Here is a 22,651-nt window from a genome sequence, read left to right as displayed (position 1 = left end):
CGCCTCGTCCCCTCTGCCTGGAAGGAGCCACCGATGACGCTGCTCGAGGTCACTGACCTGCACGTAGGCTTCCCGACTCCTGACGGCGTCGTGCACGCCGTACGCGGCGTCTCGTTCGCCGTGGAGGCCGGTCGGACGCTCGCCGTCGTCGGCGAGTCCGGCTCCGGCAAGAGCGTTGCGACCCAGACCGTCACCGGCCTCACCCGAGGAGCGCAGATCTCGGGGTCCGCCGTGTTCGACGGCGAGGACCTGCTCACCGCGACGACGAAGCAGCTCGAGGCAGTGCGCGGGGCGAGGATCGGGATGATCTTCCAAGATCCGCTGACCAGCCTCCACCCGTACTACACGGTCGGCTGGCAGATCGTCGAGATGATCCGCGCGCACGACCGCGGCATCTCCCGTCGAGCCGCCCGACGTCGTGCCGTCGAGCTTCTCGCACTCGTCGGCATCCCGCAGGCCGATCTGCGGGTCGACGACTACCCCCACCAGTTCTCGGGCGGCATGCGCCAGCGCGCGATGATCGCGATGTCGATCGCCCTGGACCCCGCGCTGCTGATCGCCGACGAACCGACGACGGCGCTCGACGTCACCGTGCAGGCGCAGATCCTCACCGTGCTGCAGGACGTGCAGCGTGAGCTCGGCACCGCCATCATCCTGATCACCCACGACCTCGGGGTGGTCGCGGAAGTAGCCGACGAGATCGTGGTGATGTATGCCGGCCAGGTGATGGAGCGGGCCGCCCGCCACGAGCTCTTCTACCGGTTCCACCACCCCTACACCGAGGGCCTGCTCGCCTCGCTCCCCTCGCGAGCACCGGGCCGGGGGCGGCTGACCCCGATCTCCGGCTCACCGCCGAGTCTGATCACGCCGCCGGAGGGCTGCCCGTTCCGACCGCGATGTGCCTACGCCTTCGACCGCTGCACGCAGACGCCGTGGCTGGCACCGGTCTTCGGGCGCTCCGACCACGAGTCGGCCTGCTGGCTGCCGAGCGACATCGCCTCGCGCGACGAGCGTGTCGCCTCACGCGAGGCGCGCGTCACCTCACCACACGAGCAACCCGCATGAGCACCGCTGCCGTCGACGCCTCGGGCAGGCGCGAGCATGACCTCGCTGCACCGCTCCTGGTCGCCTCCGACGTCGTGAAGGAGTTCCCGGTCGGCGCCTCAAGCCCGTGGCGGCGCAGCCGCGAGGTCGTGCACGCGGTGAGCGGGGTCTCCCTGGAGATCCGGCGTGGGGAGACCCTCGGGCTCGTCGGCGAGACCGGCTGCGGGAAGTCGACGCTCGCGCGCTGCCTCGCCCGGCTCTACGACGTCACGTCAGGTTCGATCAGCTTCGACGGCACCGACATCACGGCGTCGAGCCGGCGCCGCCTCCGACCTGTGCGGCGGGAGATCCAGATGGTCTTCCAGGACCCGTACGGCTCGCTGAACCCGAGGCGACGAGTCGGCTCCATCATCGGAGACCCGCTGGCGATCCACGGCGACACCGACGGCCGGTCGATGTCGGCCAAGGAGCGCGCACATCGGGTCCAGGACCTGATGGAGCTCGTCGGCCTCAACCCCGAGCACTACAACAGGTTTCCGGCCGACTTCTCCGGAGGTCAGCGCCAGCGCATCGGCCTTGCCCGCGCGCTCGCGCTGCGCCCGAGGCTCCTGATCTGTGACGAGCCGGTCTCGGCGCTCGACGTGTCGATCCAGGCTCAGATGCTCAACCTGCTGATCGACCTCCAGGAGGACCTCCACCTCACCTACCTCTTCATCACCCACGACCTGTCGGTCGTCCGGCACATCAGCGACCGGATCGCGGTGATGTATCTGGGGAGGATCGTCGAGACCGCCCCGGCCGACGAGCTGTTCGAGGTGACTCGGCACCCCTACTCGAAGGCGTTGCTCTCCGCACTCCCCGTGGCCGATCCGCAGGAGGCCGAGGCTCGGGAGCGGATCGTCCTGGTCGGAGACCTCCCGTCGCCGGTCGCGCCACCGTCCGGCTGCCGTTTCCACCCACGCTGCCCGAAGGCACGACACGACTGTGTGTCCGTCGACCCTGACCTCGTCCCGGTGCTCGACGACCCACCCGAGCACCGTGCCGCGTGCCTCCACCCGCTGCGCGTCGGCGAGGAGCTGGTGGGGCAGGTGCCGGACCTGGATGCGCAGGACAGCGAGATCGTCGCCGAGCGGGTTACCGATCCTGGAGGTGCGTGATGAGCCCGGAGGCCACCGAGACCGCTGCTGCCGGTGAGATCAAGGGCCGCAGCCCATGGGCGCTGTCGTGGCATCGGCTCCGACGTGACCGCGTGGCGATGCTCTCGTTGACGGTGATCGCCGCAATCCTCCTGATGGCGGTCTTCGCCCCGGTCGTCGCGGCGGTCACCGGTCATCCGCCGAACACGCAATACCACAGCGCTGGACTCACTCCGGACGGGTTGCCGCGCGGTCCGAACAGCACGTTCTGGCTCGGCACCGACGACCTCGGGCGCGACCTGCTGGTCCGGATCGCCTACGGTGCCCGCGTCTCGCTGCTGGTCGGCGTGGCCGCGACCGCGCTCGCCGTGCTGGTGGGGGTCGTCGTCGGTCTGACTGCCGGATTCTTCGGTGGCGTCATCGACACGATCCTCGCCCGTTTCGTCGACGTCGTGCTCTCGTTCCCGTTCCTGCTGTTCGCGATCTCGCTGGTGTCGATCACGGGACCGAGCCTCGGCATCTCGATCCTCGTGATCGGGTTGTTCAGCTGGGCGTCGGTCGCGCGGATCGTCCGGGGGCAGGTGCTGTCGGTGCGCGAGCGGGAGTTCGTCGAAGCAGCACGATCCCTCGGCGCGTCGAGCTGGCGGATCATGGTGATCGACATCCTGCCGAACGTGCTCGCGCCGGTGATCGTCTACACCTCGCTGCTCATCCCCGTCGTCATCGTCACCCAGGCGACGCTGTCGTTCCTCGGCCTCGGCATTCCCCCGCCGACGGCCGACTGGGGCGGGATGATCGCCACGGCCCAGAACTACTACACGACAGCGTGGTGGTACATCCTCTTCCCCGGCCTCGCGCTGCTGGTCACGACGCTCGCGTTCAACCTGTTCGGCGACGGTGTCCGTGATGCCTTCGACCCCCGCGCCCGACCGACGCTCTCGATGAGACCAGGGAGACCGTCATGATCCGGTTCGTGGTGCGACGCACCCTGCTCGGCGCCGTGGTGATGTGGCTGATCACGCTGCTGGTGTTCGGGATGTTCTTCATCGCGCCCAACAACGTCGCTGAGACGCTCGCCGGGAAGCAGGCGACCCCTGAGACGGTCGCCCTCATCTCACACCGTCTCGGGCTGGACCGTCCGCTGCTCGAGCAGTACGGGGACTTCCTGTGGAACGCCCTGCACGGGAACCTCGGCTACGACTACTACCACGGCCAGTCGGTCACCTCGATGCTGGCTGCGGCCGCGCCGGTGTCGATCTCGCTCGCGCTGGGCGCCGCCGTCATCTGGACGCTCCTCGGAGTGACGAACGGCGTTGTCTCGGCCGTGCGCCCGGGCTCCGCCGTGGACCGCGGGCTGACGTTCTTCGCCCTGTTCTTCTACTCGATGCCGTCGTTCCTGCTCGGCCTGCTCCTGCTCACGGTCTTCTACTACCGGTTCACCCTCGCAGGACTGGACTGGTTCCCCGCGGCGGGCTACGCGCCGTTGTCGGCGGGGGTCGGGGAGTGGGCGCGGCACCTGGTGCTGCCGTGGATCGCGCTGGCGATGCTGTCCGCGGCGATCTACACCCGGCTGACACGAGGCGCGATGCTGGACGCGCTCGGCGAGGACTACATCCGGACCGCCCGCTCGAAGGGCATCACCGAGCGCCGCGTCGTCCTGCGGCACGGTCTGCGGAGCGCACTGACCCCGGTCGTGACCCAGCTCGGGATCGACCTGGGCACAGTCGTGGGTGGTCTCGTCGTCACCGAGACCGTGTTCGGTCTGCCGGGTCTGGGCAAGACGAGCGTGGACGCGATCAACAACCAGGACCTGCCGGTGATCATCGGCGTGGTGCTGGTGACCTCAGCCGCGGTGGTGATCGCGAGCATCGTCGTCGACATCGCCTACGCGGTCCTCGATCCTCGGGTACGCCTCAACTGAGCGGGTGGCCGCCGTGCCGGTTCGGAGGCGCCGGTGCGTACGGGCTCAGGCGAGCAGGGCCACGAGGTGCGGGACCATCGCCCGCAGGGCCTTGCCCCGGTGGCTGATCGCGTCCTTGTCGGAGGGCGTGAGCTCTGCGGTCGACACGTCGTAGCCGTCCGCGGCGAACAGCGGGTCGTAGCCGAACCCGCCGTCACCCGTCGGCTCCCACTGGATCCGACCCCGCATCACGCCCAGCTCGACGACCTCGGCCCCGCTCGGCAGCACCAGCGCCATCGCGCACCGGAACTCGGCACCACGCCGCTCGTCCGGCACGTCGGCCAGCTGGTCGAGCAGCAGCGCGTTGTTGCGCGTGTCGGCGGACCGCTTGTCACCCTGCGGCTTGCCGCTCCACCGCGCCGACAGGACGCCGGGCATTCCGTTGAGCGCGTCCACGCACAACCCGGAGTCGTCGGCCAGCGACGGGAGTCCGGTGGCCTTCGCGGCGGCGCGCGCCTTCAGCAGCGCGTTGCCCTCGAACGTCGGCTGGTCCTCGACGGGCTCGTCGAAGTCGCCGATGTCGTCGAGACCGAGGACCTCGATCCCCGGCACGTCGGGCTCGAGGATGCGACGCAGCTCGACCAGCTTGCCGGGGTTGTGGCTGGCCAGGACGACTCGTCGCGCACTCATGCGGAGGGCCCGTCCTGGAGCGCCGAGGCCTGGATCGCCGTGAGGTCGGCACACCCCTTCTCCGCGAGCGCGAGCAGCGCGTCGAGCTCCGCCCGGTCGAACGGCGCACCCTCGGCGGTGCCCTGCACCTCGACGAACGACCCGGAGCCCGTCATCACGACGTTCATGTCGGTCTCGGCGCGGACGTCCTCGTCATAGGGGAGATCGAGCATCGGGGTGCCGTCGATGATGCCGACCGAGACGGCGGCGACCGAGTCGGTCAGCGGCTCCGACAGGAGGGCACCCCGCTCGCGGAGGTAGGAGACGGCGTCGGCCAGCGCGACGTACGCGCCCGTGATGGCGGCGGTCCGGGTGCCTCCGTCGGCCTGGAGCACGTCACAGTCGATGACGATCGTGTTCTCGCCCAGGGCCTTGTCGTCGATCACCGCACGCAGCGACCGGCCGATCAGGCGCGAGATCTCGTGCGTACGTCCGCCGATCCGCCCCTTCACCGACTCGCGGTCGGAACGCGTGTGCGTGGCGCGCGGCAGCATCGCGTACTCGGCGGTCACCCAGCCGAGCCCCGAGTCTCGCCGCCAGCGCGGGACGCCCTGGGTGACGCTGGCCGCACAGAGGACGCGCGTGCGGCCGAACTCGACCAGGACCGATCCCTCGGCGTGGTCGAGCCAGTTGCGGGTGATGGTGACGGGACGCAGCTCGTCGTTCGGGCGGCCGTCCGCTCGGGTGGTGGGCATGCCGACGAGCCTAACGGCCTAGACCTCGTAGACCCCGCCCGCCTCGACGAGCTCGCTCGGTCCGGCGAAGGCGGCCTTGGCCTCCGACGCGACGAGCTCGTGATCGGTCCAGGTCGGGACGTGGGTCAGCAGCAGCCGCCCGACGTGGGCCTCGGTGGCCGCGGCCCCGGCATCGGTGCCGGTGAGGTGGAGGTGGGGCGGATTGTCCGGGTCGTCGGTGAACGACGCCTCGCACAGGAAGACGTCCGCCCGGTCCGCCGCCTCGACGAGGGCCGAGGTCGGCCCGGTGTCCCCGGAGTAGGTGAGGACGCTGCCGTCGGCCTCGATCCGCAACGCGTACGACTGCACGGGATGGTCGACCAGTCGTGGCGTCACCGTGAACGGTCCGAGGTTCACCGGCTCGCCCTCGACCCACGTCTGGACCGCGAGCTCGTCGGTCATCCCGGGGTCGATCGGGAGTCCGTACGCCTCCGCGAACCGGTCGGCGCTGCCCGACGGACCCCAGAGCGGGATCCGTGGGAGCGGACCGCCGGGGACGTACTTGCGGTAGACGTACATCCCGCAGATGTCCATGTAGTGGTCGGGGTGGAGGTGTGAGATCGCGATCGCGTCGATGTCGGCGAGGGCGACGTACTGCTGGAGCACGCCCAGCGCACCGTTGCCGAGGTCGATGACGAGCCGGTAGGTGCGCCCCTGGTGCGCCGCCTCCAGCAGATAGCAGCTGGCCGGGGAGTCCGGGCCCGGGTACGACCCCGCGCAGCCGACGACGGTCAGCCTCATACGCCCACCCACGAGAACTGGTCGACGTGGTCGATCTCGGGACCGAGGAACCGGCGCCCGAGGGTGCGGAACTCCTCGGGCTGCCCCGTGGTCAGGAAGTGGTGCTCGGGCGGCGTGGTCACCGTCCGCTCGAGGCCGTGGCGCACGAGCAGGGCGTAGACGTCCTTGGCGGTCTCGTCCGCGCTGGAGACGAGCGTCACCTCCTCGCCCATCACGTAGGCGATCACGCCCGTGAGCAGCGGGTAGTGGGTGCAGCCGAGCACGAGCGTGTCGATCCCGCTCTCCTGCAGCGGCGCGAGGTAGTCCCGCGCCACCTCCAGGAGCTCGGGACCTGCGGTCACCCCGGCCTCGACGAACTCGACGAAGCGGGGGCAGGCGCGGACGGTCAGCTGAACCGACGGGTTCGCGGCGAACGCGTCCTCGTAGGCCATCGATGTCTTGGTTGCCTGGGTGCAGATGACACCGACACGGTGGTTGCGGGTGGCGGCGACGGCCCGTCGGGTCGCCGGCACGATGACCTCGACCACCGGCACGTCGTACCGCTCTCGCGCGTCGCGGAGCACCGCCGCGCTGGCGGAGTTGCAGGCGATCACGAGCGCCTTCACGCCTCGGTCGACCAGGTGGTCGAGGCACTCCAGCGCGTACTCGCGGACGTCGCCGATGGGCTGCGGCCCGTACGGCTGACGGGCGGTGTCGCCGAGATAGAGGACCGCCTCGTTCGGCAGCTGATCGATGACGGCTCGGGCGACGGTCAGACCGCCGAAGCCGGAGTCGAAGATGCCGATGGGCGCGTCGTTCACCCGAGCGAGCCTAGTGTGCGATTCACACCCACGAAACACAATGCGTCCGACGCCACAGGGCGAGTCGCGTGGGACGCGGCTCGGCGTCACCGGCTGAAGCGCTCCACGAGGGCCGTGAGCCGCAGCTCGACCAGCGCAGGGTTCAGCCGTCCGGTGGCGGCGAGCGTCACCAGACCGTGCAGGCAGCTCCAGAAGACCTCGGTGAGCGCGTCCACGTCGGCGTCGGCGTCGTCGCCGGCGTACGGGCGGACCGCCTCGCGAAGCGCACCGAATCCCTCGCGCATCGGCGCCGGGGTGGACTCCTGTGCGAACTTCAGCTCGACGGCCCGGCTGAACATCGCGTCGTACAGTGCCGGGTGGCGTGCACCGAAGTCGAGGTACGCCGTGGCTACGTCGGCGAGGCGCTCCGAGGGAGACACCTCCGGTGTACGGACGGCTCTGAGCAGCGCCTCGGCAATCTCGGTGAAGCCCTCCATCGCGACCGCTGCCATCAGAGCGCCCATGCCGGCGAAGTGGCTGTAGAGCACGGGCTGGCTGTACTCGACGCGCTCCGCGAGTCGTCGCGTCGTGACCGCCTCCCACCCTTCTGCCTCGGCCAGCTCGCGCGCGACGTCGATGATCAACCGCTCACGTGCTTCGCGTTCGCGTGCCCTGCGCTCGTGGATCGCCACGCAGAGATCCTAGCACCGCTAGACATCAGGCTCATGCTCGCATAGCGTCGCACTTGTTTCTAGCATCGCTAACAAGGAGTTCTCGTGCTCATCACCGTCGCGTACGTCCTGGCCGCCGCCCTCTGCCTCATGGTTCTGTTCATCGGCGTACGGTTCCTGACTCACCCGATTCCGGCAGCCGCCGGCTACGGCGTCCCGCCAAGCCGGACGGCGACGGCGCGTACCTGACGGTCAAGGGAGTCCGTGACTCCACGTTCGGCGTCGTCGGCCTGACTCTGCTGGCCTTCTCGACGCCCGGAGCAGCGGGGTTGTTCATGATCACCGTCTCGCTCGCGCCATTCGGCGACACGCTCGTCGTCCTCCGCAACGGAGGAACGAAGGCGGTGGCCTTCGGCATCCACTTCGCCACGGCCGTCATCGTCCTCGTCAGCGCCGCGCTGCTCTTCGCGGTCTGACACCGCGGTCGTGCATGCTGTCCCGATGAGACGCGTGCCCTTCACCGGCGACGAGAAGGAGAGCCTCTACACGGCTCTCGACCGCCACCGTGATGCCATCCTGTGGAAGATCGACGGACTCTCGGACGAGGACCTCCGGCGGCCCATGGTGCCGTCGGGGACGACGCTCCTCGGGATGGTCAAGCACCTGGCGTCCGTCGACTACGCCTGGTTCTGCTCGACGTTCGGCCGCGAGTCGCTCGAGGTCCCGGCCGACGAGGACGACTGGGACGCCGACTGGCGCATCGAGCCGTGGGAGACCACCGAGGGTGTGCTGGCCTACTTCGCGATGGCCCGCAAGGCCGCCGACGCGGTGATCGACGACCTCGACCTCACTGACACCGGCACCGCGTGGTGGGGTCAGACGGTGTCGCTCCGGTGGGTGCTGATCCACATGGTCGAGGAGTACGCCCGTCACGCCGGGCACGCGGACATCCTCCGCGAGCTGATCGACGGGGCGACCGGCCCGTTCGAGGGCTACCCGACCTGATGGCCGGGGCGAGCCGCTCCCGGACGAGCGGGCTACGCCCAGAGCTGGCCCTCGAGCCGCTCCTCCGCCTCGTCGACGGTGCCCTCGTACGCGCCCGTCGAGAGATACTTCCAGCCGCCGTCTGCCACCACGAAGACGATGTCGGCGGGCTCCCCCGCCTTCACGGCCTTCGAGGCCTGGGCGAGGGCGGCGTGCAGGATCGCGCCGGTGGAGATGCCGGCGAAGATGCCCTCCGACTCGAGCAGCTCGCGCACCCGTCGCACGGCGTCGCGAGGTCCGACCGAGAAGCGGGCGTCGATGTACTGCGGGTCGTACAGCTCGGGTACGAACCCCTCATCGAGGTTGCGCAGCCCGTAGACGAGCTCGCCGTAGCGTGGCTCGGCGGCGACGATGCGGACCTCCGGCTTGGCCTCGCGGAAGAAGCGTCCGACGCCCATGAGCGTGCCGGTCGTGCCGAGGCCCCCGACGAAGTGCGTCACCTCGGGGAGGTCGGCCAGGATCTCCGGGCCGGTGCCGCGGTAGTGCGCGTCGGCGTTGGCGGCGTTGCCGTACTGGTAGAGCATCACCCAGTCGGGGTGCTCCTCGGCGACCCGCTTGGCGACGCGGACGGCTTCGTTCGAGCCGCCGGCGGCGGGCGACGAAACGATCTCGGCACCCCACATACGCAGCAGCTGCCGGCGCTCCTGGGACGTGTTCTCCGGCATCACGCACACGATGCGGTAGCCGCGCAGCTTGGCGACCATCGCGAGCGAGATGCCGGTGTTGCCCGACGTGGGCTCCAAGATCGTGCACCCCGGTCGGAGGACACCCTCGGCCTCGGCGCGCTCGATCATCGCCAGCGCAGCGCGATCCTTGATCGAGCCGGTCGGGTTGCGGTCCTCCAGCTTGGCCCACAACCGGACCTCAGGGGACGGGGACAGCCTCGGGAGCCCGACGAGCGGCGTGCCGCCGACGGAGTCGATCAGGTTGTCGAAGCGCATGGACGGGTCCGGCCTCGTACGCGAGGTCAGCGCGCCCCGCCCGCGACGGCGGGCAGGATGACGACGACGTCGCCGTCGGACAGGGGCGTCTCGAGGCCGCCCGAGAAGCGGATGTCCTCGTCGTTGACGTAGATGTTGACGAATCGGCGCGGCTGGCCGTCCTCGACCAGGCGGTCCTTGATGCCAGAGTGGTGAGCCTCCAGGTCCTCGATCAGCGCGCTGACCGAGTCACCGGCGGCGGAGACCTTCTTCTCGCCGTCGGTGTAGGTACGGAGGATGGTGGGGACACGGACCTCGATGGCCATCAGACGTCAGCTTCCTGATCGATCGGTGGGATGAGTGCTCGGAGCCTGGACGGAGTCGCCGCCCGGGCCCTCCTCCTCGTAACGCTCGACGACGCGGACTTCTTCCTCGCTGACCTCGCCGTCGACGATCCGGAACGAGCGGAAGTCGACAGGTCCGGGCGCGTGGGCGCCGTCGCGGGTCGACACGAGGACGTAGTGCGCGTTCGGCTCGCCGGCGAGGTTGACGTCGGTGCGCGACGGGTAGGCCTCGGTGGCGGTGTGGGAGTGGTAGACGACGACGGGCTCCTCGTCGTTGTCGTCCATCTCCTGGTAGAGCCGGAGCAGGTCCGTCGAGTCGAACTCGTAGAACGTCGGCGACATCGCCGCGTTGACCATCGGGACGAACCGCGTCGGCAGGTCCGAGCCGATCCGTCCGGCGACCACGCCGCACGCCTCGTCCGGGTGGTCCCGTCGAGCGTGCGCGATGATCGCGTCGTACGTCGCCTGGTCGATGGTGAGCACGCTTCCAAGGTACGGGGTGGCACCCGGCTCAGAGGGTGGGTCCGCCATCCGAACGGCGTCCGTGTGGGCCGCGCCACTCCGCGTCAGCCGAGCGGGCGGGTGAGGACGACGCGCCGCCGGCGAGGGTCGTCGTCGGGTCGCAGGGAGACGAGCGACACCTCGTCGAGCGTCACGCGCGTCCCGACCCTGAGAGCCCGGCCAGCCTGAGCCGACACGTGCGGCCGGAAGGCGTCACGCACGTGCCGCATCCGAGCGACGTCGACACCCGCGTCGGCGAGGGCGCCCAGCAGCGCCCGATGGAGCGCGTCGAGATCAGCGATCCGTGCCAGCTCGGTCACCCGCACGTCGTGACGGCTGCCGAACCACTCCTCCCCCGCCGCTTCGGTGGCTGCGGGCGCACGACTCTCGGCAGCACGGGTGAACGCCTCCACGGCCTCGGCCTCGTCAGCGTCGAACGGCGGCACCCAGGTGACGTGCAGCGGCCACGCCTCACGTCCGAACTCCTCCGGCGCGTCCTCGACGAAGGACACGACGCAGAACCTCACGGGCAGAACCTCATGGGCTCAGTCGAGGGCCTGGACGAGGGACTCCTGGACGAAGCCCAGCCACTCGTAGATGTCGACGACCACCGCCACGGAGGGATCGTCGCTCTCCGCGGCCGCCTCGGCATCCTCCTCGGACTCGATGCCGAGCCTGACCGCGAGGGCGAGCCGTACGTCGGTGAGCGACCGCAGCCACGCCTGAGCACCGCGCTCACCGAGCTCGACCTCGATGGGGTCCACGGACTGCTCCGGGTCGTCCAGGTCGAAGCCGCCCGCCGCGAGCGACGCGACGAGCGCCTGAGCGTTCTCGACCTTGGTCGTCGACAGGCTCCGCTCGGTGAAGCGACGGAAGTCGGCCGCCGAGTCGTCGTCGTCGCGATAGGCGTCGGGCAGGAGCCTCCGGAGCACCGGGTCCTCCGGAGGCAGCGAGGACGCGGTCGTGCCGAGCTGACCGAACAACGGGTCGGGCGACGACTCCTCGGGGGCGTTGCGGTCACGCAGCAGCTCGATCACCTGGCCCAGCAGGTTGACGAGCAGCTCGGCCTCGGCCCGCTCGAACTCCGCGCGGACCCGGTCGCGCTTGCGTCGCTCGAACGCCCTCATCGGATGCTCTCCGCGCTCATGCGTCGTCCCGCTGCAACGTCGCCCACAATCCGTACTCGTGCATCGCCTGCACGTGCCGCTCCATCTCCTCGCGGGGCCCGGTCGCGACCACGGCCCGCCCGTCGTGGTGGACCTTCATCATGAGGTCGTTCGCCGTGGCGTCGTCGTAGCCGAAGTAGGACTTGAACACGTACGCGACGTAGGACATGAGGTTGACCGGGTCGTTCCAGACGATGGTGACCCAGGGTCGGTCGAGCTCGGTGACCTCGTCGGTCGCCGGCTCGTCGACCTCGATCGGGCTTGGCGTGCTCACCCGGCCCATTGTGGCGTACGCGCAAACTCTCCGGCCCGCCCCTGCCCGGTGGAGTTCCACGGTCCGCCGGCCCGCCACTACGCTGACGCCGTGACCTCCACCGCGCTGCTCACCGACCACTACGAGCTGACGATGCTCCAGGCGTCGCTGGCAGACGGCACGGCCGACCGACGCTCGGTCTTCGAGCTGTTCGCACGCCGGCTCCCGGACGGCCGGCGCTACGGCGTCGTCGCAGGGACGGGCCGCGTGCTCGATGCGATCGCCGACTTCCGGTTCACCGACGGCGAGCTCGCGTTTCTGCGCGCGAACGAGATCGTGGACGGGCCGACGCTCGACTGGCTCGCCGACTACCGCTTCCGCGGCAACGTGTGGGGCTATCCCGAGGGCGAGACCTACTTCCCGAACTCGCCCATCATGATCGTCGAAGGCACCTTCGGCGAGGCCGTCGTGCTGGAGACCCTGCTGCTGTCGATCCTCAACCACGACTCGGCGATCGCCTCCGCCGCGGCCCGGATGACGGTGGCCGCCGGTGACCGTCCGTGCATCGAGATGGGGTCACGGCGGACGCACGAGCTCGCGGCGGTCGCCTCGGCCCGGGCCGCGTACGTCGCCGGGTTCGCGACGACGTCGAACCTCGAGGCCGGCCGCCGGTACGCGATCCCGACCGCCGGCACGTCCGCCCACTCCTTCACCCTGCTGCACGACACCGAGCGTGACGCGTTCACCGCCCAGGTGGAGTCGCTCGGCACCGCGACGACGCTGCTCGTCGACACCTACGACGTCGCCGAGGCGGTGCGCGTCGCGATCGACGTCGCGGGCACGGGACTCGGCGCCGTACGCCTCGACTCCGGCGACCTCCCGCTCCTCGCGGGCCAGGTCCGACGCCAGCTCGACGAGCTCGGTGCGACCGGCACCAGGATCACGGTGACCAGCGACCTCGACGAGTACGCGATCGCCGGTCTCGCCGCCGCTCCCGTGGACGGCTACGGCGTCGGGACGTCGCTGGTGACCGGATCCGGGCACCCGACGTGCGGCTTCGTCTACAAGCTCGTCGCCCGTGCCGACGGTCTGGAGACCGACGCCGCGATGATCTCCGTCGCGAAGACGAGCGTGGACAAGGTCTCGATCGGCGGCCGCAAGTACGCGCTGCGCCGCCTCGACCGTCACGGCACGGCCACGGCCGAGGTGATCGGCATCGGCGAGCCGCCAGAGGGTGACGACAACGACCGCCCGCTCCTCGTCCCGCTCGTCGAGGACGGCGAGCGGGTCTACGACGAGACCCTGGAGACCGCCCGCGACCGGCTACGGGACTCGCTCGCTGAGCTACCGTTGCGAGCCCGGCAGCTCTCGCGGGGGGAGGCCGCGATCCCGACGGTCTTCGAGGACGTGACGAGCGGAGGAGCACGATGAGCAGGGCACTGGTGGTCGTCGACGTGCAGAAGGACTTCTGCGAGGGCGGCTCGCTCGCCGTCTCAGGAGGCGCCGCGGTGGCCGAGCGCGTGGCGCGCCTGGTCGCCGACGGCGGCTACGACCTGGTGGTGGCGACCAAGGACCACCACATCGACCCGGGCGCCCACTTCAGCGACCAGCCCGACTACGTGGACTCGTGGCCGCCGCACTGTGTCGTCGGCACCGATGGCAACGAGCTCCATGCGCCGCTGACGGCGGACATGTTCGCGGCGGTGTTCGAGAAGGGCCAGTTCGACGCGGCCTACTCCGGCTTCGAGGGCAAGGCCACCACCGGCGACGGGCTCGAGGACTGGCTGCGCGAGCGCGACGTGGACACGGTCGACATCGTCGGCATCGCCACCGACTACTGCGTGCGGGCCACGGCTCTCGATGCTGCGGCACGCGGTTTCGGCACGCGTGTCCTCATGGATCTCACCGCTCCGGTCGCGGAGGCGAACCTCGACAAGACCCGGAGCGACTTCGACGCCGCAGGGGTCACGGTGGCCTGAGCCTCACCCGTACGCCACCGACCGCACCACCTGCGCCGGCGAGCCTGCCGCGACCGAGAACGCAGGCACGTCACGCGTGACGACGGAGTTCGCGCCGATGACGCACCGCTCCCCGATCGTCACGCCGCTGGTGACGACGACGTTGGCGCCCAGCCAGCAGTTGTCGCCGATCACCGTCGGCCCCTTCGACGTGAACCCCTGCCACGGGACGGGCACGTCCGGGTCGTCGTAGCGGTGCGCCGAGTCGGTCACGAGGCAACCGTTCGCGAGCATGCAGTGGGCGCCGATCTCGACGCGGTGCGACGCGGAGACCATCACGTCGAGGTTGAGGAACGTGCCCTCACCGATCACGATCTGCGCGTCCGGTCCGCCGGTGATCCAGACCCCGGGCTCGAGGAACACCTGCGGCCCGAGGTGGAGACGCCCGTCGCGCAGCATCTCGAGCACGTCGCCGTGCACCACGCCGCGGGCGTACGCGCGCCGCCGCGCCAGCTCGACGCTGAGCCGCGCCCGGTTGAGAGGCCGGTAGGCGCGGCCGTACCAGCGCTGCTTGCGCCACCACTCGCGCGCGAGCTCGTACGTCGACGGCTCGTCAGACATGCGTCCCGAGATCCTCGATGCGATAGCCGCCCGGCAGGTAGGTGCGGATCGCGCCGCGGTCCTCGGGCCGGGACGGTGCGACCCGCGGAGGGGCGAGCCGGAGCGCGCGACCGCGCAGCCGCAGGAGTCCTCGCGACAGGGCGACGACGGCGCGCGGCGGCGTCGCGTACCCGAACGCGTCGCGCACGTGCGGGTCCATCACCGACCGGGAGAAGACCTCGACCGCGGGCCGCAGCAGCCGAGGGTAGTAGGAGCAGAGCAGCGCCAACGTGGCGTCGGCGACCTCGCGCGAACGGTCGTCGTAGGCGAAGTGGGTGCGCTCGTAGGCGTCGAGGAGCGTCTCGAACTCCGCGTACGAGGCGGGGATGTCCTTGATCCCCATCAGCTCGCCCATCCGCTGGTACGACCGCGTCGCCGCGTCCACCTCCGCGGGGCCGAGCGGCCGCCACCCGTAGTCGGCGAGCCACCGGACGGGCGTGACGACGAACGTCGCGAGGACGTAGCGCAGGTCGTCGTTGCTGATGGCGTAGGCACCGTGCATCTGGTTCATCCGACGCACCGCAGCACGTCCGGGCGACGACTCCATGCCGTCCTCGACGATCGCGTCGAGGACGAGCACCGTGTCGTCGTGGCGCTTCTGGGTGCGCTCGGTGAACTCCTGCGTCTCGTGCAGCAGCACCCCGATCGACGGCACCGCGAACGTCCGGAACAGCGCGAAGCTGAGCGCCTGCTGGATGTCCCACGGGAACTCGAATCGGGTGTCGACCGCCGAGATGATCTCGTAGTCCGTCTCCGGGTCGAGGGTCGCGATCACCCGCTGCCACGCATCGCGGCGCCAGCGCTCCCGTCCCCGGGGAGCGGCGGGCAGGACGCGTGTCATGCACCGGACGCTACCGTGCTCCGACGGTCGGCGTCTGCACTAGATTCGGAGACATGAGCGCCCCGTACCTCCGAGATCTCGTGGCCGACACGTCGTACGAGGCACCGGCGGCACACGGCCTGCGCGAGCGCGTGGAGGCGTACGCCGCGCGCCGCTCGACCGCCGAGGATCACGGTGACGTGCTCGGCCCGCTCGTCGTGCCCGACACGGAGCTTCCCCTGGTCCAGGGCACGGTGGCCGCCCTCGGCGCCGACGAGATCGATGTCGTCGTCGCTGTCACCGGAGGTGCGGGGGCCATCGAGCCGGCGGTGCGGTGGGCGACGCGGCAGGAGCGCCTCCGTCTGGTCGGCCTCACCGCGGCCGTCCGCGACCTCGACGACCTGGCCCGCGGCGCCCACCGGGTGGTGGCGATGGTCGGCCAGCTCGAGGCGGAAGGGCTGCTGGAGGACGTCGATGTGCAGGTCGGGCTCCCGCTGCACGCCCGCACCGAGGGCTCGCTGCGCTGGCAGCACGCCCTCGACACGTTGGCGTCCCAGGACCTGCGGCTCGTGCTGCGGACCGGCGGGGCCGACCCGGAGGAGGTGCCGTCGGCCGAGACCCTGGCGGGTGCCGTCGGCGACGCGCTCGACCGCGAGGTCGCGTTCTCGTGCCGAGGCGACCTGGCGCACGCGGTGGCCTGGCGCGAGCCCGACACGGGTCGCGTGCGCCACGGGTTCCTCAACGTGCTCCTCGCCACCCGCGCGAGCCTCGACGGGGGTGACGTCGGCGCGGTCGCCGAGCGCCTGGCCCTGACCGCCTCGGACCGTGTCGTCACCGAGCTCGGGGTCATCGGCGAGTCCTCGCTGGAGTCGGCTCGGCGGTGGTTCACCGGCGTCGGCTCCGAGGACGTCGACGCCTCGCTCGCCGACCTCCGCGCACTCAGCCTGCTGGGTCCGACAGACTGATCCGCCGGACCTGCCGGAGCATCCGCCGCGTCGCGAGGACGTGGAAGCGCGTCCTGATGACCATCGTCTCGTAGACAGCACCACGCACACCGGGGAAGACCGCATAGCTGCGCGCGGAGAGTCGCGTCGCCGGAGCGTCAGCCGCGGGCACCTCGGCCAGAGGTGCGTCGGCCAGAGATGCGTCGGCCAGCCTGAAGACCAGGCGGTAGACGGAGAACCGGTGCCTCCCGGCGAGGTCCAGCCGCTCCCCCGTGACGACGTCGTCCACGGCGAAGCCGCCGGGCGGGTCGGTGCCGAGGAGGCGAGCCATCGCCCCGTCGGCCGCCGAGAGCAGTGACCTGTGCACGAAGGCCTCGAGCGCGGTCCACACCTGCTGACGCGGCCGCGCGATCGTCAGCGCGTGCTCGTCGATCAGCGGCAGATCCTCGACGGTCATGTCCCCCACCACCTGCCTCGATCGGACGTACGACCTCACCCGCGGGAGGTCACCCGGCGGACGAAGGTGACGATCTCGGCCAGCGCACGCGGTGCCGACGGCGAGATCCCCGGCAGGCTGATGTAGCCGTGGACGGCATCGGCGTACTCCGTCAGCGTGACGTCGCCGCCGTTGCCGCGCAGCGCCTCGGCGTAGAAGACACCGTTGTCACGCAGCGGATCGTGCCCCGCCACCTGGATCAACGCCGGCACGGCCGCCCCCGACAGCGTCCCGTGCAAGGGCGCCGCCGTGGGCGCGGACGGGTCGGCGCCGTCGAGGTAGAGGCGCGAGAAGGCGCGCATCTGGCGTGAGGTGAGCACGGGGGCGTTCGCGTGCTCGCGCTCGGACGGGAAGACCTCCTCCATCTCGACCGCGGGATAGACGAGGACCTGACCGGCGAGCGCCGGTGCACCCGCCTGACCCGCCAGGTCGGCGACCACGGCGGCCAGGTTGCCGCCGGCGCTGTCGCCGGCGACGACGATGCGCGCCGGGTCGGCCGCGAGCTCGTCGGCGTGCGTCACGACCCAGTCCAGCGCGGCCCAGGTGTCGAGGACGGCGGCAGGGTAGGGATGCTCGGGAGCCAGCCGGTAGGCCACGGAGACCACGACGCACGGCGTGTCGACCGCGAGATGGCTGGCCCACCACTCGTCCTGCTCGGGATCACCGAGGACCCAGCCTCCGCCGTGGAAGAGCACCACCACCGGCGACGGCTCGGGCCCCGGTGTCGGCGGCTGGTAGATCCGCAGCCGCAGCGTCACTGGCTGAGTCTCCTGCGGGAGCTCGCCGACCGTCACCGGCTGGAGCTCGACGAGGCGGTCGGTGACCTGGGCGTCGGGGTGCGGTCTGCCCGACACGGCGCGTCCCAGCGGCGAGCCCAGCAGCTTGGCCCGTTGCGTACGGCGAGCAGGGAGCTCCTCTCGCGGCACCTCGTCGATCGGTCGGTTGAGGAAGCGCTCGACGAACGTGAACAGTCTGGTGCGGATCGGCAAGGGGGCGGCCATGGCCGCCAGACTAGATGACCTTCCCGGGGTTCAGCAGACCGTGAGGGTCGAGCGCGTGCTTCACGGCGCGTTGGACCCCGAGTCCGACGGGCCCGAGCTCACGCTCGAGCAGTGTCCGCTTCAAGACGCCGACCCCGTGCTCCCCGGTGATGGTTCCGCCGAGGTCGAGGCCCAGGTGCATCACGTCGTCGAAGGCCGCGTGCGCCCGTTCCGCCTCGTCGAGGTCGGCACCGTCGAAGATCACGCACGGGTGGAAGTTGCCGTCACCGGCGTGCCCGACGACCCCGATCACCACTTCGCGCTTCGCAGCGATCGCGGCGACCCCGTCGACGAGGTCGGCGATCCTCGACCGCGGGACGCAGACGTCGTCGACCATCGTCGTCCCCATCGACTCGAAGGCCGTCAGCACCTCGCGCCGAGCGGTGAGCAGGAGCGCGGCCTCCGCGTCGTCGGCGGCGAGCACCACGTCGTACGCTCCCGCGTCCCGCAGGTGGGCCGCCAGGGCGGCGATCTCCTCCTCTCCGGCGGCACCCGGCGCGTCGGACTGCGCGAGGACGAGCGCCCCCACCTCGGCGTCGAATCCGAGACGGTAGGCGTCGTTGACCGCCCGGAGGCTCGTGGCGTCCATCAGCTCGAGCAGGTTGGGGACCACGCTCGAGCGGGCGATCGCGCCGATGCCCTCCGCGGCCGCGTGCACGGTGCCGAAGGTGGCCGCGAGCGTCCGAGGGCGGTGGGCGGCGGGCCGCAGCCGCAGCGTCGCCTCGGTGATGATGCCGAGCGTCCCCTCCGAGCCGACGAACAGGCGCACCAGGTCGTATCCGGCGACGCCCTTGACCGTACGCCGCCCCGTCCGCAGCACCTCTCCGCTCGCGAGGACGACCTCGAGCGCGAGGACGTAGTCGGTCGTGACGCCGTACTTCACGCAGCAGAGGCCGCCGGAGTTCGTGGCGAGGTTGCCGCCGATCGTGCAGAACTCCCACGAGCTGGGGTCCGGTGGGTAGAACAGCCCATGCTCGGCCACCGTGCGCGACAGGACGGCGTTGAGCACGCCGGGCTGGGTCACGACGAGTCGCTCGTCGGTGTCGACCTCGAGGACCTGGTCCATCCGTTCGAGCGTGATCACCAACCCGCCCTCGATCGCGTTGGCGGCACCGGAGAGGCCGCTCCTGGCGCCCTGCGCCACGACCGGGACCCCGTGCGCGGAGGCGAGCCGCATCGCCGTCGCGACGTCGCCTGTCGCCCGGGCGAGCACGACCGCGCACGGGGTGCCCGCCTCGCAGAACATCGCGCGGTCGGTCCGGTAGGAGACGAGGCGGTCAGGATCGGTGACCACCACGTCCGGCCCGAGAGCGGCGACGAGCTCGGCGACGAAGACGTCGGTGTCCATGCCTCACCCTATGCTGACCGGATGCCTGCGATCGACGACCTCGATGCCCAGATCGCCCGCCTGTTCCTCGCCGAGCCCAAGATCGGGGTCCTCGAGGCCTCGCGGCGACTCGGGGTCGCCCGTGCCACGGTCCAGACGCGGCTCGATCGCCTCGCCGAGCGCGGCGTGATCGCGTCCTGGTCACCGACGGTCTCTCCGGCGGCGCTCGGCTATCCCGTCACCGCCTTCCTCACGCTCGAGGTCGTCCAGGGCGAGGGTCGGGCCCCCGTCGCCGACCACCTGGCCTCCATCCCCGAGGTCCTCGAGGCATGCACCATCACCGGTGCCGGCGACCTCTGGTGCCGCGTCGTCGCCCGCTCCAACACCGACCTCCAGCGGGTCCTCGACGCCGTCGTCTCGGAGCCGTCGATCGTGCGGGTCGCCACGGTCATCGCGCTGCAGACCGAGCTCGCGCCCCGGGTCGCCCCCCTGCTCGACGCCGCGCTGGGCCTCGACACCGCGGCGCCGCCCGCGCCATAGTGTGCGCGTGAGCACCGCAGCCGGACTCGCCGGACGACGCGTCCTCGTGACCGGCGCCGCCCGTGGGATCGGCGCGGCGCTCGCGGTCCGTCTGGCCGAGAGCGGCGCCCGTCTCGCCCTCCTCGGCCTCGAGCCCGACGGCCTCGCGGCGACGGCCGCCCGTGCGGGTGACGCGCCGTGGTTCGCCTGCGACGTCACCGACCGGTCGGGGCTCGAGAGGTCCATCGAAGCGGCCGCGTCGGCGCTCGGCGGCCTCGATGTCGTCGTCGCCAACGCCGGGGTTGCGGCGCAGCTGCCGATCGTCGGTGGCGACCCGTACGTGTGGGACCGCACGCTCGCGGTCAACCTCACCGGCGTGTACGACACGGTGCGTCTCGCCGGGCCTCACGTGAGCCACCCCGAGGGCTACGCCCTCCTGGTCTCGTCGCTCGCGGCTGCCGTGCACCTCCCGATGCTCGGCGCGTACTCCGCGTCGAAGGCCGGCGTCGAGGCGCTCGGCGACGCGCTCCGCCTCGAGCTGGCGCCGAGCGGCGCCCGCGTCGGCGTCGCCTTCTTCGGCGAGCTCGACACCGAGATGACGAGCCGAGGTTTTGGCACGGAGGCGGCCACGATACTGATGCGAGGCACCCCGATCGGGCGCGTCGCTCCGCTCGAGGACGCGATCACCGCGCTCGAGCGCGGCATCGCCCGCCGGGCCCGCGTCGTCACCTCACCGCGCTTCGTCAGGGCCGCGCTCCCTGCTCGCGCCGCCGTCCAGCGCGCCGTCGAACGCACCCTGCGTCGCTCGCGCGTACGCCACGCGCTCGAGATCGCACGCCGGGAGGGCGCGGGCCTGACGACACCGCAGCCGACCGCCGAAGCGGCGCCAGACGGTCCTCGGGATGCCGCGTGACCGAGCTCCCCCGCGTCCCCCCGGGTGACCGGCGCGACCTCGGCCTCGTCAACGCCGCGCTCGCCCGTGTCGCCTCCCGCGTGGTCGGGGTCCGTGACGTGCACGTCTTCTCCGTCCTCGGCCGGACGCGTGGGCTGTTCCGAGGCTGGCTCCACTACTCGGGGCGCCTGATGCCGTTCGGGACGCTCCCCCGCCGGCAGGCCGAGCTCGTAATCCTCCGGGTCGCCGCGCTGCGCCGATCTGCCTACGAGCTCGACCACCACCGTCGTCTCGGTGCGCGGGCCGGTCTGAGCACGGACGAGATCGAGGCGGTCACCGATCCGGCCACGACGTGGCCCTGGTCGGCTGCCGACCAGGCGCTCCTCGACACCGCCGACGCGCTGGTCCTCACGCGTGACGTCGACGACAGCACGTGGGAGTCCTTGGCAGCGCGCTTCCCACCCCGCAGCCTGGTCGAGATCGTCATGCTCGTGTGCCAGTACGACGGGCTCGCGACGACGCTGCACACGTTGCGCGTGCCCTTGGACGAGCCCGCCGCCCCGGCTCACGCTCAGAGCAACGGCCGCGACCGCCGGAACAACCAGGCGTCGAAGAATCCGTCGAGCTGACGCCCGCTGACGTCCTCGGCGAGCCGCTCGAACTGCGTGGTGGTCCCGTGGCCGTCACGGCGCTCGCCGACCCACCGCCGCAGCAGCGCGAAGAACGCCGCGTCGCCGATCTCGCGCCGCAGCGCGTGGATCGTCATCGCGCCTCGCACGTAGACCCGGTTGTCGAACATCCGGTCCCGTCCCGGGTTGCCGACGGGCAGCCGCCAGAACGCTCGGCCGCCATGGTCGTACCAGTAGTCGAACTCGCTCCGGACCGACCCGAGTCCCTGCGACTCGTCCCACATCCACTCGAGGTAGGTCGCGAGCCCTTCGTTGAGCCAGATGTCACGCCACCGGCGCAGCGAGACCGAGTCGCCGAACCACTGGTGAGCGACCTCGTGCGCGACGACCGAGGTGTTCTGGCCGGGCTGCAGGCCCGCCCCACGGCGGAAGAAGGCGGCGTCGTAGACGGGGCGGGTCTGCGTCTCCAGCGCGAAGCCGAGGTCGGCCTTCGTGACTACGCCACCGTGGTCGCCGTACGGATAGGGGCCGAGGTGGCGCGCGAGGAACCGCGTCACCTCGGGCGTACGGCGCAGCGAGCGCACCGCCCGCCGGCGCACGCCGGCGCTGAGCGCACGGTCGTAGGCGTAGAGATAGCGGACACCACCGGCCCGACCGCGGACGACACGGAAGTCACCCCAGGCCGCGAACGCGAGGTAGGTCGCCATCGGCCGCCGCATCACCCACCGCCACTGCACGAGGTCACCGACGCGCTTGCGTCCCGCGAGCCTGCCGACGCTGATCGCCTCCCGGCCGCGCGGGACCCGGAGGCGGATGTCGTACGTCGCCTTGTCGCTGGGGTGGTCGTTGCTCGCGAACCACCACGGGGCGGCCTCGGGCTGGCCGACGACGATCGCGCCCGCCCGCGTCGTGACGAAAGGCCGGGCACCGCGGTGGCTGATGCTCGCGGGCCGGCCGGCGTACGCGACGGACACCACGAAGCGATCGCCCTTGCGGATCGCCCGGCGCGGGGTGACGACCAGCTCCCTGCCGCGCTGGCTGAACCGCGCGGGGCGCCCGCCGACCCGTACCGACGAGGCGGCGAGGACGAGATCGAGGTTGAAGCGCCGGAGCCGCTGGCTCGCCACCGCCCGCAGGCGGGTGCGTCCGACGAGACGCTTCTCGGCAGGCTGGTACGCGGCGGTGACCTGGTAGTGCCGTACGTCGTAGCCGCCGTTGCCGTGGCCCGGAAAGTATGCGTCGCCGGCTCCCGGCCGACCGACGCCCGGTGCGGCCACCATGCCCGCACGCACAGCGGTGTTGGTGCCGGCCTCGCCCGCCTCAGCCGCGGCGGCCGCACCTGGTGCACCGGGCAGCAGCCCGGCGAGCAGGGTGGCAGAGGCGATCGCGACGGCGAGACGCATG

30 protein-coding genes are annotated in these 22,651 nt (G+C 71.2%); 13 read left to right on the top strand and 17 right to left on the bottom strand.

Annotation, left to right across the window (positions count from 1 at the left end; genetic code table 11):
- Positions 1-33: 33 nt before the first annotated feature.
- From KV102_RS14450 to KV102_RS14435, 4 genes are read left to right on the top strand one after another with little or no spacing between them, the layout of a single operon-like run.
- Positions 34-1,065, top strand: coding sequence for an ABC transporter ATP-binding protein (locus KV102_RS14450; RefSeq protein ID WP_220346703.1), 1,032 nt, complete (start codon positions 34-36; stop codon positions 1,063-1,065).
- Positions 1,062-2,201, top strand: coding sequence for an ABC transporter ATP-binding protein (locus KV102_RS14445; protein WP_220340930.1), 1,140 nt, complete (start codon positions 1,062-1,064; stop codon positions 2,199-2,201). Before KV102_RS14450 ends, KV102_RS14445 begins: the two co-directional genes overlap by 4 nt.
- Positions 2,201-3,145, top strand: coding sequence for an ABC transporter permease (locus KV102_RS14440; RefSeq protein WP_220346702.1), 945 nt, complete (start codon positions 2,201-2,203; stop codon positions 3,143-3,145). Before KV102_RS14445 ends, KV102_RS14440 begins: the two co-directional genes overlap by 1 nt.
- Positions 3,142-4,101 (top strand): ABC transporter permease, encoded by a 960-nt coding sequence (locus KV102_RS14435; protein ID WP_220340928.1) that lies wholly within the window; start codon positions 3,142-3,144, stop codon positions 4,099-4,101. Before KV102_RS14440 ends, KV102_RS14435 begins: the two co-directional genes overlap by 4 nt.
- 45 nt (positions 4,102-4,146) lie before the next feature.
- Here the strand turns inward: KV102_RS14435 and rdgB are convergent, their stop codons facing one another.
- The 5 genes from rdgB to KV102_RS14410 all read right to left on the bottom strand — a co-directional run bounded on the left by rdgB (position 4,147) and on the right by KV102_RS14410 (position 7,755).
- The gene (gene rdgB / locus KV102_RS14430) at positions 4,147-4,770 is read right to left on the bottom strand and encodes an RdgB/HAM1 family non-canonical purine NTP pyrophosphatase (RefSeq protein ID WP_220346701.1); all 624 of its coding nucleotides are present in this window, start codon (positions 4,768-4,770) and stop codon (positions 4,147-4,149) included.
- Positions 4,767-5,504 (bottom strand): ribonuclease PH, encoded by a 738-nt coding sequence (gene rph / locus KV102_RS14425; RefSeq protein ID WP_220340926.1) that lies wholly within the window; start codon positions 5,502-5,504, stop codon positions 4,767-4,769. Before rph ends, rdgB begins: the two co-directional genes overlap by 4 nt.
- An 18-nt stretch (positions 5,505-5,522) precedes the next feature.
- Entirely contained in the window at positions 5,523-6,284 is a 762-nt protein-coding gene (locus tag KV102_RS14420) for an MBL fold metallo-hydrolase (protein ID WP_220346700.1), read from the bottom strand.
- Positions 6,281-7,084, bottom strand: coding sequence for a glutamate racemase (gene murI, locus KV102_RS14415; protein WP_220340924.1), 804 nt, complete (start codon positions 7,082-7,084; stop codon positions 6,281-6,283). Before murI ends, KV102_RS14420 begins: the two co-directional genes overlap by 4 nt.
- 86 nt (positions 7,085-7,170) lie before the next feature.
- Positions 7,171-7,755 (bottom strand): TetR/AcrR family transcriptional regulator, encoded by a 585-nt coding sequence (locus KV102_RS14410; RefSeq protein ID WP_220340923.1) that lies wholly within the window; start codon positions 7,753-7,755, stop codon positions 7,171-7,173.
- A gap of 84 nt (positions 7,756-7,839) precedes the next feature.
- Here KV102_RS14410 and KV102_RS19635 point away from each other — a divergent pair, with 84 nt between their 5' ends.
- The 3 genes from KV102_RS19635 to KV102_RS14400 are packed head-to-tail and all read left to right on the top strand — an operon-like array spanning position 7,840 to position 8,739.
- Complete coding sequence (locus KV102_RS19635; protein ID WP_308290353.1) at positions 7,840-7,983, top strand: hypothetical protein; 144 nt, start codon at positions 7,840-7,842, stop codon at positions 7,981-7,983.
- Positions 7,980-8,210, top strand: a complete 231-nt coding sequence (locus KV102_RS19630) for a DUF4267 domain-containing protein (RefSeq protein WP_308290352.1) — start codon at positions 7,980-7,982, stop codon at positions 8,208-8,210. The genes KV102_RS19635 and KV102_RS19630 overlap by 4 nt, the downstream gene beginning before the upstream one ends.
- A gap of 25 nt (positions 8,211-8,235) precedes the next feature.
- Complete coding sequence (locus KV102_RS14400; RefSeq protein ID WP_220340921.1) at positions 8,236-8,739, top strand: DinB family protein; 504 nt, start codon at positions 8,236-8,238, stop codon at positions 8,737-8,739.
- A 32-nt stretch (positions 8,740-8,771) separates the two neighbouring features.
- Here KV102_RS14400 and KV102_RS14395 read toward each other — a convergent pair whose 3' ends face one another.
- From KV102_RS14395 to clpS, 6 genes are all read right to left on the bottom strand, one after another.
- Positions 8,772-9,719, bottom strand: coding sequence for a PLP-dependent cysteine synthase family protein (locus tag KV102_RS14395; RefSeq protein WP_220346698.1), 948 nt, complete (start codon positions 9,717-9,719; stop codon positions 8,772-8,774).
- A 26-nt stretch (positions 9,720-9,745) separates the two neighbouring features.
- Positions 9,746-10,024 (bottom strand): MoaD/ThiS family protein, encoded by a 279-nt coding sequence (locus tag KV102_RS14390; protein ID WP_220340919.1) that lies wholly within the window; start codon positions 10,022-10,024, stop codon positions 9,746-9,748.
- Between the two features lie 6 nt (positions 10,025-10,030).
- On the bottom strand, positions 10,031-10,525 hold the full coding sequence (locus KV102_RS14385) for a M67 family metallopeptidase (protein ID WP_308290342.1): 495 nt from the start codon (positions 10,523-10,525) through the stop codon (positions 10,031-10,033).
- Positions 10,526-10,608: 83 nt separating this feature from the next.
- Positions 10,609-11,055 (bottom strand): 2'-5' RNA ligase family protein, encoded by a 447-nt coding sequence (locus tag KV102_RS14380; protein ID WP_220346696.1) that lies wholly within the window; start codon positions 11,053-11,055, stop codon positions 10,609-10,611.
- Positions 11,056-11,088: 33 nt separating this feature from the next.
- Complete coding sequence (locus KV102_RS14375; protein ID WP_220346695.1) at positions 11,089-11,670, bottom strand: DUF2017 domain-containing protein; 582 nt, start codon at positions 11,668-11,670, stop codon at positions 11,089-11,091.
- Between the two features lie 16 nt (positions 11,671-11,686).
- Complete coding sequence (gene clpS / locus KV102_RS14370) at positions 11,687-11,992, bottom strand: ATP-dependent Clp protease adapter ClpS (protein ID WP_220340915.1); 306 nt, start codon at positions 11,990-11,992, stop codon at positions 11,687-11,689.
- An 81-nt stretch (positions 11,993-12,073) separates the two neighbouring features.
- Here clpS and KV102_RS14365 point away from each other — a divergent pair, with 81 nt between their 5' ends.
- Positions 12,074-13,393, top strand: a complete 1,320-nt coding sequence (locus KV102_RS14365; protein WP_220346694.1) for a nicotinate phosphoribosyltransferase — start codon at positions 12,074-12,076, stop codon at positions 13,391-13,393.
- Positions 13,390-13,941: an isochorismatase family protein gene (locus KV102_RS14360; RefSeq protein WP_220346693.1), complete on the top strand. Its 552-nt coding sequence runs from the start codon at positions 13,390-13,392 to the stop codon at positions 13,939-13,941. Before KV102_RS14365 ends, KV102_RS14360 begins: the two co-directional genes overlap by 4 nt.
- A gap of 3 nt (positions 13,942-13,944) precedes the next feature.
- Here KV102_RS14360 and KV102_RS14355 read toward each other — a convergent pair whose 3' ends face one another.
- Both KV102_RS14355 and KV102_RS14350 read right to left on the bottom strand, forming a co-directional pair.
- A complete protein-coding gene (locus KV102_RS14355) occupies positions 13,945-14,541 on the bottom strand; it encodes a DapH/DapD/GlmU-related protein (RefSeq protein WP_220340912.1) in 597 nt (198 codons plus the stop codon).
- Positions 14,534-15,421, bottom strand: a complete 888-nt coding sequence (locus tag KV102_RS14350; protein ID WP_220346692.1) for an oxygenase MpaB family protein — start codon at positions 15,419-15,421, stop codon at positions 14,534-14,536. The genes KV102_RS14355 and KV102_RS14350 overlap by 8 nt, the downstream gene beginning before the upstream one ends.
- A 53-nt stretch (positions 15,422-15,474) precedes the next feature.
- On the opposite strand from KV102_RS14350, the gene KV102_RS14345 reads away from it, so the two are divergent.
- Positions 15,475-16,365 (top strand): hypothetical protein, encoded by an 891-nt coding sequence (locus KV102_RS14345; RefSeq protein WP_220340910.1) that lies wholly within the window; start codon positions 15,475-15,477, stop codon positions 16,363-16,365.
- Here KV102_RS14345 and KV102_RS14340 read toward each other — a convergent pair.
- The 3 genes from KV102_RS14340 to KV102_RS14330 are packed head-to-tail and all read right to left on the bottom strand — an operon-like array spanning position 16,340 to position 19,228.
- Positions 16,340-16,801: a hypothetical protein gene (locus tag KV102_RS14340; RefSeq protein WP_220346691.1), complete on the bottom strand. Its 462-nt coding sequence runs from the start codon at positions 16,799-16,801 to the stop codon at positions 16,340-16,342. The genes KV102_RS14345 and KV102_RS14340 overlap by 26 nt on opposite strands.
- Positions 16,802-16,836: 35 nt before the next feature.
- Positions 16,837-17,841, bottom strand: coding sequence for an alpha/beta hydrolase (locus KV102_RS14335; protein ID WP_220340908.1), 1,005 nt, complete (start codon positions 17,839-17,841; stop codon positions 16,837-16,839).
- Between the two features lie 10 nt (positions 17,842-17,851).
- A complete protein-coding gene (locus KV102_RS14330) occupies positions 17,852-19,228 on the bottom strand; it encodes an FAD-binding oxidoreductase (protein WP_220340907.1) in 1,377 nt (458 codons plus the stop codon).
- A gap of 21 nt (positions 19,229-19,249) precedes the next feature.
- Between KV102_RS14330 and KV102_RS14325 the strand changes: the two genes are divergently transcribed.
- Genes KV102_RS14325 through KV102_RS14315 form a run of 3 tightly spaced genes read left to right on the top strand, consistent with a single transcriptional unit; the run spans position 19,250 to position 21,247 of the window.
- Positions 19,250-19,747 carry an Lrp/AsnC family transcriptional regulator gene (locus tag KV102_RS14325; RefSeq protein ID WP_220340906.1) on the top strand — a complete coding sequence of 166 codons (498 nt, stop codon included), beginning with the start codon at positions 19,250-19,252 and terminating at the stop codon, positions 19,745-19,747.
- A gap of 7 nt (positions 19,748-19,754) precedes the next feature.
- On the top strand, positions 19,755-20,639 hold the full coding sequence (locus KV102_RS14320) for an SDR family NAD(P)-dependent oxidoreductase (protein ID WP_220340905.1): 885 nt from the start codon (positions 19,755-19,757) through the stop codon (positions 20,637-20,639).
- Positions 20,636-21,247, top strand: a complete 612-nt coding sequence (locus KV102_RS14315; RefSeq protein WP_220346690.1) for a carboxymuconolactone decarboxylase family protein — start codon at positions 20,636-20,638, stop codon at positions 21,245-21,247. The genes KV102_RS14320 and KV102_RS14315 overlap by 4 nt, the downstream gene beginning before the upstream one ends.
- On the opposite strand, the gene KV102_RS14310 is transcribed toward KV102_RS14315, so the two are convergent.
- Positions 21,190-22,650, bottom strand: a complete 1,461-nt coding sequence (locus tag KV102_RS14310) for a M1 family metallopeptidase (RefSeq protein WP_220346689.1) — start codon at positions 22,648-22,650, stop codon at positions 21,190-21,192. The genes KV102_RS14315 and KV102_RS14310 overlap by 58 nt on opposite strands.
- Position 22,651: the final 1 nt, after the last annotated feature.

It is taken from the genome of Mumia sp. zg.B53 (genome assembly GCF_019550935.1).
GTDB lineage: Bacteria > Actinomycetota > Actinomycetes > Propionibacteriales > Nocardioidaceae > Mumia.
The sequence above is the reverse complement of the archived record's forward strand: the minus strand, read 5'-3'. Positions and strand labels throughout refer to the sequence as shown.

Bases quoted from the DNA above. Each gene is read 5' to 3' on its own strand.
- KV102_RS14450 (WP_220346703.1), top strand. From the start codon at position 34: ATGACGCTGCTCGAGGTCACTGACCTGCACGTAGGCTTCCCGACTCCT.
- KV102_RS14445 (WP_220340930.1), top strand. From the start codon at position 1,062: ATGAGCACCGCTGCCGTCGACGCCTCGGGCAGGCGCGAGCATGACCTC.
- KV102_RS14440 (WP_220346702.1), top strand. From the start codon at position 2,201: ATGAGCCCGGAGGCCACCGAGACCGCTGCTGCCGGTGAGATCAAGGGC.
- KV102_RS14435 (WP_220340928.1), top strand. From the start codon at position 3,142: ATGATCCGGTTCGTGGTGCGACGCACCCTGCTCGGCGCCGTGGTGATG.
- rdgB (WP_220346701.1), bottom strand. From the start codon at position 4,770: ATGAGTGCGCGACGAGTCGTCCTGGCCAGCCACAACCCCGGCAAGCTG.
- rph (WP_220340926.1), bottom strand. From the start codon at position 5,504: ATGCCCACCACCCGAGCGGACGGCCGCCCGAACGACGAGCTGCGTCCC.
- KV102_RS14420 (WP_220346700.1), bottom strand. From the start codon at position 6,284: ATGAGGCTGACCGTCGTCGGCTGCGCGGGGTCGTACCCGGGCCCGGAC.
- KV102_RS14400 (WP_220340921.1), top strand. From the start codon at position 8,236: ATGAGACGCGTGCCCTTCACCGGCGACGAGAAGGAGAGCCTCTACACG.
- KV102_RS14395 (WP_220346698.1), bottom strand. From the start codon at position 9,719: ATGCGCTTCGACAACCTGATCGACTCCGTCGGCGGCACGCCGCTCGTC.
- KV102_RS14390 (WP_220340919.1), bottom strand. From the start codon at position 10,024: ATGGCCATCGAGGTCCGTGTCCCCACCATCCTCCGTACCTACACCGAC.
- KV102_RS14375 (WP_220346695.1), bottom strand. From the start codon at position 11,670: ATGAGGGCGTTCGAGCGACGCAAGCGCGACCGGGTCCGCGCGGAGTTC.
- clpS (WP_220340915.1), bottom strand. From the start codon at position 11,992: ATGGGCCGGGTGAGCACGCCAAGCCCGATCGAGGTCGACGAGCCGGCG.
- KV102_RS14360 (WP_220346693.1), top strand. From the start codon at position 13,390: ATGAGCAGGGCACTGGTGGTCGTCGACGTGCAGAAGGACTTCTGCGAG.
- KV102_RS14355 (WP_220340912.1), bottom strand. From the start codon at position 14,541: ATGTCTGACGAGCCGTCGACGTACGAGCTCGCGCGCGAGTGGTGGCGC.
- KV102_RS14350 (WP_220346692.1), bottom strand. From the start codon at position 15,421: ATGACACGCGTCCTGCCCGCCGCTCCCCGGGGACGGGAGCGCTGGCGC.
- KV102_RS14345 (WP_220340910.1), top strand. From the start codon at position 15,475: ATGAGCGCCCCGTACCTCCGAGATCTCGTGGCCGACACGTCGTACGAG.
- KV102_RS14340 (WP_220346691.1), bottom strand. From the start codon at position 16,801: ATGACCGTCGAGGATCTGCCGCTGATCGACGAGCACGCGCTGACGATC.
- KV102_RS14335 (WP_220340908.1), bottom strand. From the start codon at position 17,841: ATGGCCGCCCCCTTGCCGATCCGCACCAGACTGTTCACGTTCGTCGAG.
- KV102_RS14330 (WP_220340907.1), bottom strand. From the start codon at position 19,228: ATGGACACCGACGTCTTCGTCGCCGAGCTCGTCGCCGCTCTCGGGCCG.
- KV102_RS14325 (WP_220340906.1), top strand. From the start codon at position 19,250: ATGCCTGCGATCGACGACCTCGATGCCCAGATCGCCCGCCTGTTCCTC.
- KV102_RS14310 (WP_220346689.1), bottom strand. From the start codon at position 22,650: ATGCGTCTCGCCGTCGCGATCGCCTCTGCCACCCTGCTCGCCGGGCTG.